Raw genomic sequence first — 13,354 nt, 5'->3', positions numbered from 1 at the left:
CCCCGGTCCGCCCTCCGGGCGGGCGGGGGCACGGTCATGCCCGGGGGGCGTCCGCGGGCGGGGGCGCCGAGGAACCCCGGGCCACCAGATGCACGGGGAGGCTGCCGGTCCCGGCCGGCCGGTCGTCCAGGACCGCCAGCAGCGCGCCCATGCCGCGCTTGCCCACCTGCTCGGCGGGCAGCCGCACGGTGGTGAGCTCCGGCTCGACGGCCGTGGCCAGGGCCAGATCGTCGAACCCGGTGACGGACAGGTCGCCGGGCACCCGCAGGCCCAGCCTGCGGGCCGCCTTGCAGGCTCCGGCGGCGAGGATGTCGTCGTCGCAGACCAGGGCGGTGGGCCGGGGGCCCGGGGCGGCGAGGGTGCGCTCCGCCGCGATGCGGCCCGCGTGGACGTCCAGCGCCGCCGTGACGGTCTGCACGGAGGTGCCGGGCACCCGGCGCAGGGTCTCGTGCAGCGCCCGGCCGCGCACCGCGAAGGTCCAGGAGTCCACCGCCGAGGCCAGGTGGACGAAGCGGCGGTGGCCGAGGGCCAGGAGATGCTCCGCGACCTGCCGCATCCCGTCGGCGATGTCCAGATTGACGTGGGCCGCGACACCGGTGTCCGCCGGATCGCTGTCGAGCATGACCAGCGGCAGTCCCGCGCCGCGCAGCGCGTCGAGCGCCCCGGCGGCCATGGAGGAGGCGATCACGCCGTCCAGGGAGGCGCTCGCCGAGGCGAACGGGTCCCGGGCCGGTCCGATGCCGTCGGGGGACGGGTAGAGCACGACGCCGAAACCGTGTTCGGCGGCTACCTCGGCGGCGCCGGTGTAGACCCGCGCGAAGAACTCGTTGGTCAGCGCGGGGACGACCAGCAGCGCGGTCCTGGTGCTGCCCAGGCGCAGACTGCGGGCGGCGAGATTGGGCCGGTAGCCGAGGCCGTGGGCGGCCTGCCGGACGCGTTCGGCGGTGGCCTCGGAGACCCGGCCCGGCCATTTGCCGCCGAGCACCAGGGAGACGGTGGCCTGCGAGACGCCTGCGGCCCGCGCGACATCGCGGCTGGTGGGCCGGGTCGGGACGGGCTGTGGTGCGCTGGTCACTCGGACCTCCGGGCCGGTCGGGGCAGGCGCCGTGAGGTGGACCTGCGGACTGGGCTCATGGTACGTATGAGCTCGACGTTATACGTAAAACCTCTGGGTGGCGGAAGAGCCCCCGAGGGAGAGGGGCGACAGGACATGGCCGCGGGATATCTGGACATCCTCCGGGCGCGGCATGCCGCGCGCCTGCTGGCGGGAACCCTGGTGGGGCGGCTGCCGAACGGCACCGCCCCCGTCGCGATCGTGCTGTTCACCAGGGCCGAGGGGGGCAGCTACGCCCTCGCCGGCGCGCTCGCGGCCGTGTACGGGCTGGCCACCGCCGTCGGCCAGCCGCTGCTGGGCCGCGCCGTGGACCTGTACGGCCAGCCGCGCGTCCAGCTCCCGTCCGCCGTGGTGTCGGCGCTGGGCATGGCCCTGCTGGCCCTGGTGGGCCTGGGACCGCTTCCGCTGGCCTACGCGGCCGTGGCGGTGGCCGGGGTCTTCACACCGCCGCTGGAGGGCGGCCTGCGGGCCCTGTGGCCGAGCGTGCTGGGCGGCGAGGAGCGGGTGCACCGGGCGTACGCCATGGACGCCGTCGCCCAGGAGATCATGTTCACCGTCGGCCCGCTGCTCGTGACGGTGCTGGTCTCCCTCTGGTCGCCCGCCGCCGCCCTGCTGGTCATCAACGCGCTGGGGGTCCTGGGGGCGCTCTCCGTCGTCCTCTCCGAGCCCTCCCGGACCTGGCGCTCCGCACCCCGCGAGGCGCACTGGCTGGGTGCGCTGCGTTCACCGGGACTGCTGGCGCTGCTCGGCTCGTTCTTCTTCGTCGGACTCGCGCTGGGCTCGATCACGGTGGCCGGTGTGGCCTACGCCGACGACCACGGCCGGGAGTCGGTGTACGGCTGGCTGATGGCCGCGCTCGGGCTGGGCGCGCTGATCGGCGGCGCGGTCTACGGGGCCCGGCAGTGGGCCGGAGCGCCGGAGCGCCGGCTGCGGGTCATCGTCGGGCTGCTGGCACTGGGCTATCTGCCGCTGATGCTGACCCCCGGAGTGGTCGCCATGACCGCACTGGCGGCAGTGGCCGGAGTCTTTCTGGCACCCGCGATCGCCTGCTCCTTCATCGTGGTCGACCGGCATGCTCCCCGGGGCACCGTGACCGAGGCGTTCTCCTGGCTGGTGACGACCTTCGGGGTGGGCGCGGCGGTGGGAACGGCCGTGGCGGGCCCGGCCGTGGAGCTGGGCGGCACCTCGTGGAGCTTCGCCGTCGCGGGGGCCGGTGGGGTGGCGGCGCTGCTCGTCCTGCTGGCGACGGGAAGGGTACTCGCAGTTCCCGGGCGTACGGCCGTTTCCGCACGGGGATCGGAAAATGATCGAAACGGTGCTGTCGAACCCGGTTTCAGCTCAGGCCATCAGGCGTAATGTTCAGTCATGGACCGCCGCATTTTCGGGCTGGAGAACGAGTACGGCGTCACGTGCACGTTCAGGGGACAGCGCCGACTGTCCCCTGATGAAGTGGCGCGCTACCTCTTCCGCCGTGTTGTGTCATGGGGCCGCAGCAGCAATGTCTTTCTGCGGAACGGCGCCCGCCTCTACCTCGACGTGGGATCGCATCCGGAATATGCAACCCCCGAATGCGACAACCTGACCGAACTGGTCACCCACGACAAGGCCGGCGAGCGCATTCTCGAAGGCCTGCTCGTCGACGCCGAACGCCGCCTGCACGAGGAGGGAATCGCGGGCGACGTCTATCTCTTCAAGAACAACACCGACTCGGCGGGAAACTCCTACGGATGCCACGAGAACTACCTCGTGGCACGGCACGGAGAATTCTCCCGGCTCGCGGACATCCTCATTCCCTTCCTCGTCACGAGGCAACTGATCTGCGGTGCGGGCAAGGTGCTGCAGACCCCCCGGGGCGCGGTCTACTGCGTCAGCCAGCGTGCCGAGCACATCTGGGAGGGCGTCAGTTCCGCGACCACGCGTTCCCGCCCGATCATCAATACGCGTGACGAACCGCACGCCGACGCGGAGCGCTACCGCCGTCTCCACGTCATCGTCGGTGACTCCAACATGTCCGAGACGACCATGCTGCTCAAGGTCGGCGCGACCGACCTGGTGCTGCGCATGATCGAAGCGGGCACGGTGATGCGGGACCTGACGCTGGAGAACCCGATCCGGGCGATCCGCGAGGTCAGCCACGACACCACCGGGCAGCGCAAGGTTCGCCTGGCCAGCGGGCGTGAGGCGTCCGCCATCGAGGTACAGCGCGAGTACTACGAGAAGGCCGTCGACTTCGTCGACCGCCGTGGCATCCGCACCGGAACCGTCGCCCAGGTCCTGGAGCTCTGGGGCCGCACGCTCGACGCGATCGAGGCCGAGGACCTCGACCGGATCGAGACCGAGATCGACTGGGTGATGAAGTACAAGCTCATCGAGCGGTACCGGGCCAAGCACAACATGACCATGTCGCATCCGCGGGTCGCCCAGATAGACCTCGCGTACCACGACATCCACCGTCGGCGCGGCCTGTACTACCTGCTGGAGCGCAAGGGGCAGGCCGCCCGTGTCTGCAACGACCTGAAGATCTTCGAGGGCAAGTCCGTGCCCCCGCAGACCACCAGGGCGAGGCTGCGCGGCGACTTCATCCGCAGGGCGCAGGAGCAGCGGCGGGACTTCACCGTCGACTGGGTCCACCTCAAGCTCAACGACCAGGCGCAGCGAACCGTGTTGTGCAAGGACCCGTTCCGTTCGGTGGACGACCGGGTGGAGAAACTGATCGCGGGTATGTGAGCCGGCACCGCACGTTCCCGGCCGCCGACGCGACGCGGGCCCCGTACGTTCCTCGTACGGGGCCCTGCGTACGCCCTAGAGTGTCGGGGACTCAACCAACTGTGCCGTCTGAGATCTGAGGAACAAGTGCGCCGACTTGCCGGCCTTCTCGTCGTCCCCCTGTTGCTGCTGACAGCGGCCTGCGGCGACGAAAAGGGCTCCGATTCCGTTTCCGCTTCCGCCGCGTCGAAGGACGGGTTCCCCGCGATCACCGCGGGCGCGAAATTCGGTGAGAAGCCGACCCTGGCCAAGGGCGAGGGGAACCCGCCCAAGGAGCTGAAGTCCAGAGTCGTCAGTGAGGGAGACGGCGCCACGCTCAAGAACGGCGACGCGATTCAGGTCAACTACCTCGGTCAGGCCTGGGATTCCGACAAGCCGTTCGACAACAGCTTCGACCGCAAGCAGCCGTTCGACCTGACCCTCGGCGCCGGCATGGTCATCCAGGGCTGGGACAAGGGCCTCGTCGGTCAGAAGGTCGGCAGCCGGGTCCAGCTGGTCATCCCGCCGGACCTCGGATACGGCGCCGCGGGCCAGGGCGACATCAAGCCCAACGCCACGCTCGTCTTCGTCGTCGACGTCCTGAAGGCGACGCAGATCCCGGCCTCCGCCAAGGGCACCGAGGTCGCCCAGGACAACATCGACCTGCCGAAGGTCGGCACCAACACCGACGGCAAGGCCCCCAAGGTCACCATCCCGACCAAGAGCGACCCGCCGAAGAAGCTCGTCTCCAACTACATCCTGGAGTCGAAGGGCGACGTCGTGAAGGACACCGACAGCGTCGTCGTGAACTACGTGGGACTGCTGTGGAAGGACGGCAAGACCTTCGACAGCACCTACACCGCGGGCAAGACACAGACCTTCCCACTCGCCCAGGTGACCCTGAAGGGCCTGAAGAACGGTCTGGTCGGCAAGAAGATCGGCAGCCGGGTGCTGCTCGTCATCCCGCCGGACCAGGGCTTCGGTGACAAGGCGCAGCAGACCATCCCCGCGAAGTCCACGCTGGTCTTCTCCGTGGACCTCCTGGCGAAGATGTAAGACTGTCCCGGTTGCCCAGTTCATCATCAAGAGGAGCAAGTCAGTGAGCATCGAGAAGCCCGAGATCGACTTCCCGGGTGGCGAGCCGCCGGCCGAGCTGGAGATCAAGGACATCTGGGAGGGCGACGGCCCGGTTGCCGAGGCGGGCGCCACCGTCTCCGTCCACTACGTGGGTGTGTCCTTCTCCACCGGCGAGGAGTTCGACGCCTCCTGGAACCGCGGCGGCCCGCTGCAGTTCCAGCTCGGTGGCGGTCAGGTCATCGCCGGCTGGGACCAGGGTGTCCAGGGCATGAAGGTCGGCGGCCGTCGCCAGCTGATCATTCCCCCGCACCTCGGATACGGCGACCGCGGCGCCGGTGGCGGCCGCATCGCGCCCGGCGAGACGCTGATCTTCGTCTGCGACCTGGTCGCCGTCTGATCCGCACCCGTGCGATACGAGGGCCCGTGCCGCCAGGCACGGGCCCTCGCTTTTGTCCCGACACCGCGTAGCGGTACGGTCGACCGTCGTAGAGCGAAACAGAAAGGGCATCGATGGCGATTGCCAAGGCCGAGCGGCTGATGAATCTGGCGCTGTGTCTGCTGGGGACCCGCCGCCCGCTCAGCAAGCGCGAGCTGCGCGGCTCCATCGAGGCCTATCTGGAAGCCGGCTCCGACGACGCCTTCAACCGGATGTTCGAGCGGGACAAGGACGATCTGCGCGAGCTCGGTCTGATCATCGAGACCGTGGAGAACCTGGACGGCGACACGGGATATCTCGCCCGGCGCGACAGCAACCGGCTGCCGCCGATCACGCTGGACGCCGAGGAGGCCGCCGCGCTCGGACTGGCCGCGAAGGTCTGGCAGCAGGCGCGGCTGGCCGGGGCGGCCAGCGGTGCGCTGCAGAAGCTGCGGGCCGCCGGCATGCCGGAGGCCGAGGACGCGTACGAGGTGCACAGCGCCCTCGAACCGCGCATCCCCGTCCACGAGGCGGCGTTCGAGCCGCTCATGCTGGCCTGCCGCGACCGCCGCCCGGTCACCTTCGACTACCGCAAGGGCAACGCCGCCACGTCCGAACAGCGCCAGGTCGAGCCGTGGACCCTGGAGTGCTGGCGCGGACACTGGTACCTGGCCGGCTGGGACCGGGACCGCGGCGCCGAGCGGGTGTTCCGGCTCTCCCGGATCACCGGCCGGGTCCGCTCCCGGGCCGGGGCCTTCACCGCCGAGGTGCCCGACGTCGTGACCGTACGCGAGACGGTCGAGAGCTGGGCGGGGGAGACGGCCACCCGGACCGCGCTGATCCGGCTGCGCACCGGGGCGGGCTACCCGCTGCGCTCGCGCGCCGTGTCGGTCCGGGAACTCGGGAACGGGTGGGACGAGTTGGAGATTCCGTACGGACACGGTCTGGACGCCTGGCTTGTCGAGTTCGGCCCGGACGTCGTCGTGCAGGAACCCGCCGATCTGCGGGCCGACGTGGTGGACCGGCTGCGCGCCGTGGCCAAGGACTGAGAGAGGTACGGCAACCCATGGCCACGAACGCGATCGACCAGACCCGCCGGATGCTCTCCCTGGTGACGTACCTCCGTGAGCGCCCCGGCGCCCATGTCCAGGACGTCGCCCGCGCCTTCGGGATCACCGAGGACGAGCTGATCTCGGACCTCGACGTCCTGCCCATGTGCGGGACGAGCTTCCGCGGCGGGGACCTGCTGGACATCGACACCGACGGCGACCGCATCTGGTGGCACAACCCGGACGACGTCGCCGAGCCGTTGCGGCTCGCGGCCGACGAGGCGACGGCCCTGCTGGTCGCCGCCCGTGCCGTGGCCACGCTGCCGGGACTGCGCGAGAGCGACCGGCAGGCGCTGCTGCGGGCCACCGCGAAGCTGGAGACCGCGGCCGGCGAGGTGGGGGCGGCGAGCTCGCGGCTCTCGGTCACCTTCGAGTCCGAGGGCGGCGTCTTCGCCGATGTCGACCGGGCGATCTCCGAGCGGCGCCGCCTCTGGCTGCGCTACTACTCGCCCGCGCGCGACGAGCTCACCGAGCGCGAGGTGGACCCGATCCGGCTGTTCGCCGTGGGACACACGTACATGGAGGCCTGGTGCAGGTCGTCCGAGGACCGGCGCACGTTCCGGCTGGACCGGGTCGCCGAGATCCGGCTGCTCGACGAGCCCGCCGCCCCGCCCGAGCTGGAGCTGCGGGACCTGTCCGAGGGGCTGGTCCAGCCGTCCGCCGAAGACCCGGAAGTCGTCGTCGAGGTGGGCCCGGGCGGACGCTGGGTCGCCGAGTACTACCCGCACGACAGCGCACAGGAGCTGCCCGACGGCGGGCTGCGGATCACCCTGCGCACCCCCGACCCGGCCTCGCTGCGCAGGCTCGCGCTGCGGCTGGGCGGCGAGGGCCGCATCGTCTCCCCGCCGGAGCTGGCGCGCAGCGCACAGCAGGCGGCCGGCGCGGCGCTCGCCGCGTACGACGAACCGGCCTGAGCGGAAACCTGAGGGAGATATGAGCAATATGTCTGTGGTGTCAGGTGTTCCGACCGTGGTGGTGCCCGAGTCCGTACGGTTCAAGGCCGCCTGCCCGGACTGCCGTGAACGGTTCGAACTCGCGGCGAGCGCCGTTCGCCTCGTGGTGGGGGCCAGCCGCCGGACGACGTTCTACTCCTTCACCTGCCCGCGGTGCGATGCGGCCGTCCGCAAGCCCGCGGGGGAGCGGATAGTCGAACTCCTCACCAGGGGCGGTGTGCGGACGCTGCGCCTGCACCCCGGCCTCCAGCCCCTGTCCACGCCGTCGGCCCCCTAGACACATCGAGGCTCAGCCCATGTTCTGGCCCATGCTCGCCATCGCCCTGGGGTTCCTCGGGATCGCCGTTCTCGGCGTGCTGGCCGTCAAGGTCTTCATCGAGGTCCAGCGGCTCGGGCGCCAGGTGACGCGTACCACCCAGCGCATCAACCGGGCCGCGGAGGACCTCGAAAGGGCGGCGACCGACCTCGCCGCCACCGGTGAGGCGCTGCGCTAGGTTCTTCCGTCCGGACCGGGGCGCACCGGCTCCGCTGCCCCGATCCGCCCTGTGAGCAGGGCGGATGGATCGGAGCGGGCGCGGCCTCCAGTTTCCCGGTTTCGGGGGGTACGCTGCTGAAGGCGGCCCGGAGAGCGAGGCGTGGGCCGTAATCGCAAGGATGCGTGGGTATTGCCCTGTGTTTACTCCTGCGGGATACGATCGCTGACAGTACGAAGGTCGGACGTCCGTCCGAGGTTCGATCCGCCCCACCCCTGCTGCCTCGGTGAGAAGGTACACACATATGTTCGGAAGGCTCGGCGCTCCCGAGATCATCCTGATCCTCGTCGTCGTTGTTCTGCTGTTCGGCGCGAAGAAGCTTCCTGACATGGCTCGCTCGCTCGGCAAGTCGGCCCGCATCCTCAAGAGCGAGGCCAAGGCCATGAAGTCCGAGGGCAGCCCGTCGGCGACCCCGGCCGAGCCGGCCGCCAACGACGCCGCCCAGGACCAGGCCGCCCAGCGCACCATCAAGGCCGCCCCCGGCGACGTCAGCAGCTCGCGTCCGGTCGCGGAGCCGACCGACTCGACCAAGCGCTGACAAGAACCGGGCCGACGCAGGCGCCCTGATCAGTGAGGGCCTGCTGCACGAGATGAGGACGTGGGTTGCTCAAGTCTGCCCGCAAGCAGGAGACCGACCCAGAGGGCCGCATGCCCTTGGTGGAGCACCTGCGTGAGCTGCGTAACCGGCTGGCTAAGGGCCTGTTGGGAATCGTCGTCGTCACGATTGTGGCCGCGTTTTTCTACAAGGAGATCATCGAGTTCTTCACCAACCCGGTGCTGAAGTCGGTCGGGTGTGCGTCCAGCTTCGCCGAACTCGCCAAGCAGGATGATGCCACCTGCGCGCGTATCGTCCTGAACGGTCTGCTCACCCCGTTCACCCTCGCCCTCAAGGTCTCCTTGATGGCAGGCGTCGTGCTTTCGTCGCCGGTGTGGCTCTATCAGTTGTGGGCCTTCGTCGCCCCGGGCTTGCACAAGCAGGAGAAGAAGTACTCGCTGGCCTTCGTCGGCGCGGGATTCCCTCTCTTCCTCGCCGGTGGCTTCTTCGCGTACATGACGCTGCCCACGATGGCGCGGGTGCTTCTGGAATTCTCGCCGGCCGACCTCGACAACCAGTTGCCGCTGGACGAGTTGCTCGATCTGATCACACGCATGGTGGTGGTCTTCGGGCTCTCCTTCGAGCTGCCGTTGCTGCTCGTCATGCTGAACTTCGGCGGCATCATCACCGGCAAGCGGATGCTCGGCTGGTGGCGGGGCATGATCATGGGCATCACGCTCTTCGCGGCGGTGGCCACGCCCAGCACCGACCCGGTGAGCATGCTGGGACTGGCCGTACCGATCTGGGTGCTCTACTTCGTGGCCACGGCGATCTCGCTCCTCAACGACCGCCGCAAGGCGCAGCTCGCGGCGAGCGGACCCGCCGACGACGAGGCCTCGGAGCTGGACCTCACTCCCGAGGACATCGGTGAGATCGAATCGGTCTCGTCCGCCCGGTCGCTGCCCGCACAGGCGAGTTCGGACCGGGACCGGGTGAACGGTTACGACGACATCACCTGACCTTGTAAGGTCCCCGGGTGACCAGCGAGATCACCCTCTTCGTCAATCCCACCGCAGGACGCGGCCGGGGCGCGCACGCCGCGCAGCCGGCCGCTTCCGCGTTGCGGGACGCCGGATTCTCCGTGCGCACGGTTCTCGGTGAGGATGCCGACGACGCTCTGCGGCGGGCCCGGGAGGCCGTCGCGGGTGGGACCGGGGCGCTGATAGCCGTGGGCGGGGACGGCATGATGTCCCTCGCCCTGCAGGCCGTTGCCGGAACGATGACCCCGCTCGGGGTGGTCGCCGTCGGTACCGGGAACGACTTCGCCCGCGCTCTCGGGCTGCCGATACGGGATCCGGCCGCCGCCGGGCGGCTGGCCGCCGAGGCGCTCAAGGGGGGCGGCGTCCGCGAGATCGACCTCGGGCGGGTCGGTGAGCGGTGGTTCGGGTCGGTGCTCGCCTCCGGGTTCGACTCCCGGGTCAACGACCGCGGGAACCGGATGCGCCGGGTCGGCGGACGGTTCAAGTACGACCTCGCGATCCTCGCCGAACTCGCCGCGTTCAAGCCCATTCCCTACCGCGTCAGGCTGGACGACGGGCCGGTCCGGGAGATCGAGGCGACGCTCGTCGCGGTCGGCAACGGGTCGACGTACGGCGGAGGCATGCGGATCTGCGCGGACGCGGTGATGGACGACGGTCTGTTCGACGTGACCGTCGTCGGGGACTGCAGCCGTACCACCCTGCTCAAGGTGTTTCCCCGCGTCTACAGGGGGACGCATCTCAGCCACCCCAAGGTCACCGTGCACCGGGTCTCCTCGATCGAGCTGGCCGCAGCGGGTGTCACCGCGTACGCGGACGGTGAACAACTCGGGGCGCTGCCGCTCACCGCGCGCTGCGTGCCCGGTGCGGTGCGGGTGCTCGTGCCGGGTTCTCCGGGCGGGATTTAAAGATCGCGCCTGGTGTCGGAGGTGGCGGGTAGTCTCGAAAGCACGATGACAGAGGACCTCTCCCCAGCTGAGCGATACCAGGCTTCTCGGATCCGCGCCGCCGAGCAGGCCACCGCACTCGCGCCCTTCCGCGAGCTGTACGAATTCGATCTGGACCCCTACCAGATCGAGGCCTGTGAGGCCCTGGAGGCCGGCAAGGGCGTGCTCGTCGCCGCTCCGACCGGCTCGGGCAAGACGATCGTCGGCGAGTTCGCCGTGCACCTCGCCCTGGAGCAGGGCCGCAAGTGCTTCTACACCACGCCGATCAAGGCTCTGTCCAACCAGAAGTTCGCCGATCTGGTCAAGCGGTACGGGCCCGAGAAGGTCGGCCTGCTGACCGGCGACAACAGCGTCAACGCCGATGCCCCGGTGGTCGTCATGACCACCGAGGTGCTGCGGAACATGCTGTACGCGGGCTCGCAGGCGCTGCGGGGCCTCGGCCATGTGGTGATGGACGAGGTGCACTACCTCTCCGACCGCTTCCGGGGCGCCGTCTGGGAAGAAGTGATCATTCACCTCCCGGACTCCGTGACCCTGGTGTCACTGTCGGCGACCGTGTCCAACGCCGAGGAGTTCGGCGACTGGCTGGACACCGTCCGCGGTGACACCGAAGTGATCGTCTCCGAGAGCCGGCCCGTGCCGCTCTGGCAGCACGTCCTGGCCGGCCGCCGGATGTACGACCTCTTCGAGGAGGAGACCGACCACGGCGGCCGGGGCGCCGGACGCCGCGAGGTCAACCCCGACCTCGTCCGGCTCGCCCGGATGGAGAACCAGCGGGGATACAACCCGCGTGAGCGCCGCCGCGGCAAGATGGTCCGCGAGGCGGACCGGGAGCGCGAGCGGCGCCAGCGCAGCCGGATCTGGACGCCGGCCAGGCCCGAGGTCATCGACCGGCTGGACGCCGAAGGGCTGCTCCCCGCCATCACGTTCATCTTCAGCCGGGCCGGCTGCGAGGCCGCCGTGCAGCAGTGTCTGCATGCCGGACTGCGGCTCAACGACGAGGAGAAGCGGCGCCTGGTCCGCGAGATCGTCGAGGAGCGCACCGCCTCCATCCCCGGCGAGGACCTCCATGTCCTGGGCTACTACGAGTGGCTCGAAGGCCTGGAGCGGGGCATCGCCGCGCACCACGCGGGCATGCTGCCGACGTTCAAGGAGGTCGTCGAGGAGCTGTTCGTCCGCGGGCTCGTCAAGGCGGTCTTCGCCACGGAGACCCTCGCCCTCGGCATCAACATGCCCGCACGCTCGGTGGTGCTGGAGAAGCTCGTCAAGTGGAACGGCGAGCAGCACGCCGACATCACCCCCGGCGAGTACACCCAGCTGACCGGCCGGGCCGGGCGGCGCGGCATCGACGTCGAGGGCCACGCGGTGGTCCTGTGGCAGCGCGGCATGGATCCGGGCGCGCTGGCCGGACTCGCGGGTACGCGTACGTATCCGCTGCGCTCCAGCTTCCGGCCGTCCTACAACATGGCCGTCAATCTGGTGCAGCAGTTCGGGCGGCACCGTTCGCGCGAACTGCTGGAGACCTCCTTCGCGCAGTTCCAGGCGGACCGTTCGGTGGTCGGCATCTCCCGTCAGGTCCAGAAGAACGAGGAGGGGCTGGAGGGTTACCGGGAGGGCATGACCTGCCACCTCGGTGATTTCGAGGAGTACGCGCGGCTGCGCCGCGACCTCAAGGACCGGGAGACCGAGCTGGCCAAGCAGGGCGCGACGCAGCGGCGGGCCGAGGCGGCGGCGTCCCTGGAGAGGCTCAAGCCCGGCGACGTCATCCACGTGCCCACCGGCAAGTTCGCCGGGCTGGCGCTGGTGCTCGACCCGGGCCTGCCCGCCGGGCGGACCAATGGGCACGGCCACCGCGGTCTCGAATACCACGACGGGCCCCGCCCGTTGGTGCTCACCGCCGAGCGCCAGGTCAAGCGGCTCGCCTCGATCGACTTCCCGGTTCCGGTGGAGGCGCTGGAGCGGATGCGGGTGCCGAAGTCGTTCAATCCGCGCTCCCCGCAGTCGCGTCGCGACCTGGCCTCCGCGCTGCGGACCAAGGCCGGCCACATAGTTCCGGAGCGGCACCGCAAGAGCCGGTCCGTCGCGGCCGACGACCGGGCGATCGCCCGCTACCGGGCGGAGTTGCGCGCGCACCCCTGCCACGGATGCGACGAGCGCGAGGACCACGCGCGGTGGGCCGAGCGGTATCACCGGCTGCAGCGCGACACCAGGCAGCTGGAGCGGCGGATCGAGGGGCGGACGAACACGATCGCCCGCACCTTCGACCGCATCGTCGCGCTGCTCACCGAGCTCGACTACCTGCGGGGCAACGAGGTCACCGAGCACGGGCGCCGGCTGGCCCGGCTCTACGGCGAGCTCGATCTGCTGGCGAGCGAATGCTTGCGCGCGGGCGTGTGGGAGGGGTTGAACCCCGCCGAACTCGCGGCCTGTGTCTCGGCGTTGGTGTACGAGGCGCGGCAGGCGGACGACGCGGTGGCGCCGAAGCTGCCGTCGGGGCCCGCGAAGACCGCGATGGGTGAGATGGTCCGGATCTGGGGGCGGCTGGACGCCCTTGAGGAGGACTTCAAGATCAACCAGGCGGAAGGGGTCGGGCAGCGCGAGCCCGATCTGGGCTTCGCCTGGGCGGTCTACATGTGGGCGTCGGGGCGTTCGCTGGACGAGGTGCTGGGCGAGGCGGAGATGCCGGCCGGGGACTTCGTGCGGTGGTGCAAGCAGGTGATCGACGTGCTGGGGCAGATCGCCGCCGCGGCGCCGCGGGACGGGAGTTCTGTGGCTCGCAATGCGCACAAGGCGGTGGACGCGGTGCTGCGGGGGGTTGTGGCGTACAGCTCCGTGGGGTGAGTGTCCGCCGGGTGCGGGTGCGGGCTGATCGGCTTTGCGGGGCGGGGC

13 protein-coding genes are annotated in these 13,354 nt (G+C 70.3%); 12 read left to right on the top strand and 1 reads right to left on the bottom strand.

Going from position 1 to position 13,354, the window contains the following annotated elements; genetic code table 11:
- Window positions 1-34: 34 nt before the first annotated feature.
- Window positions 35-1,075 (bottom strand): LacI family DNA-binding transcriptional regulator, encoded by a 1,041-nt coding sequence (locus AADR41_RS38070; RefSeq protein ID WP_342286737.1) that lies wholly within the window; start codon window positions 1,073-1,075, stop codon window positions 35-37.
- A gap of 135 nt (window positions 1,076-1,210) precedes the next feature.
- Between AADR41_RS38070 and AADR41_RS38065 the strand changes: the two genes are divergently transcribed.
- From AADR41_RS38065 to AADR41_RS38010, 12 genes are all read left to right on the top strand, one after another.
- Window positions 1,211-2,470 carry an MFS transporter gene (locus AADR41_RS38065; protein ID WP_342286735.1) on the top strand — a complete coding sequence of 420 codons (1,260 nt, stop codon included), beginning with the start codon at window positions 1,211-1,213 and terminating at the stop codon, window positions 2,468-2,470.
- A gap of 9 nt (window positions 2,471-2,479) precedes the next feature.
- Window positions 2,480-3,841, top strand: coding sequence for a Pup--protein ligase (gene pafA / locus AADR41_RS38060; protein WP_093541264.1), 1,362 nt, complete (start codon window positions 2,480-2,482; stop codon window positions 3,839-3,841).
- A 126-nt stretch (window positions 3,842-3,967) separates the two neighbouring features.
- Window positions 3,968-4,915 (top strand): FKBP-type peptidyl-prolyl cis-trans isomerase, encoded by a 948-nt coding sequence (locus AADR41_RS38055; protein WP_342286732.1) that lies wholly within the window; start codon window positions 3,968-3,970, stop codon window positions 4,913-4,915.
- A 43-nt stretch (window positions 4,916-4,958) separates the two neighbouring features.
- A complete protein-coding gene (locus tag AADR41_RS38050; RefSeq protein ID WP_342286731.1) occupies window positions 4,959-5,333 on the top strand; it encodes an FKBP-type peptidyl-prolyl cis-trans isomerase in 375 nt (124 codons plus the stop codon).
- 113 nt (window positions 5,334-5,446) lie between these two features.
- On the top strand, window positions 5,447-6,400 hold the full coding sequence (locus AADR41_RS38045; RefSeq protein ID WP_342286730.1) for a helix-turn-helix transcriptional regulator: 954 nt from the start codon (window positions 5,447-5,449) through the stop codon (window positions 6,398-6,400).
- 17 nt (window positions 6,401-6,417) lie between these two features.
- Entirely contained in the window at window positions 6,418-7,374 is a 957-nt protein-coding gene (locus AADR41_RS38040) for a helix-turn-helix transcriptional regulator (RefSeq protein ID WP_342286729.1), read from the top strand.
- A gap of 19 nt (window positions 7,375-7,393) precedes the next feature.
- The gene (locus tag AADR41_RS38035) at window positions 7,394-7,690 is read left to right on the top strand and encodes a hypothetical protein (protein WP_342286727.1); all 297 of its coding nucleotides are present in this window, start codon (window positions 7,394-7,396) and stop codon (window positions 7,688-7,690) included.
- 19 nt (window positions 7,691-7,709) lie between these two features.
- A complete protein-coding gene (locus tag AADR41_RS38030; protein WP_342286725.1) occupies window positions 7,710-7,907 on the top strand; it encodes a hypothetical protein in 198 nt (65 codons plus the stop codon).
- Window positions 7,908-8,190: 283 nt separating this feature from the next.
- Window positions 8,191-8,484, top strand: coding sequence for a Sec-independent protein translocase subunit TatA (gene tatA, locus AADR41_RS38025; RefSeq protein WP_114243617.1), 294 nt, complete (start codon window positions 8,191-8,193; stop codon window positions 8,482-8,484).
- 65 nt (window positions 8,485-8,549) lie between these two features.
- Complete coding sequence (gene tatC, locus AADR41_RS38020; protein WP_342286723.1) at window positions 8,550-9,500, top strand: twin-arginine translocase subunit TatC; 951 nt, start codon at window positions 8,550-8,552, stop codon at window positions 9,498-9,500.
- A 17-nt stretch (window positions 9,501-9,517) separates the two neighbouring features.
- The gene (locus tag AADR41_RS38015) at window positions 9,518-10,426 is read left to right on the top strand and encodes a diacylglycerol kinase (protein ID WP_342286721.1); all 909 of its coding nucleotides are present in this window, start codon (window positions 9,518-9,520) and stop codon (window positions 10,424-10,426) included.
- Between the two features lie 45 nt (window positions 10,427-10,471).
- Entirely contained in the window at window positions 10,472-13,306 is a 2,835-nt protein-coding gene (locus AADR41_RS38010) for a DEAD/DEAH box helicase (RefSeq protein ID WP_342286720.1), read from the top strand.
- The last annotated feature ends 48 nt before the right edge of the window (window positions 13,307-13,354 follow it).

The organism is Streptomyces sp. CLV115 (assembly GCF_038448545.1).
GTDB classification, from domain to species: domain Bacteria; phylum Actinomycetota; class Actinomycetes; order Streptomycetales; family Streptomycetaceae; genus Streptomyces; species Streptomyces sanglieri.
The sequence above is the reverse complement of the archived record's forward strand: the minus strand, read 5'-3'. Positions and strand labels throughout refer to the sequence as shown.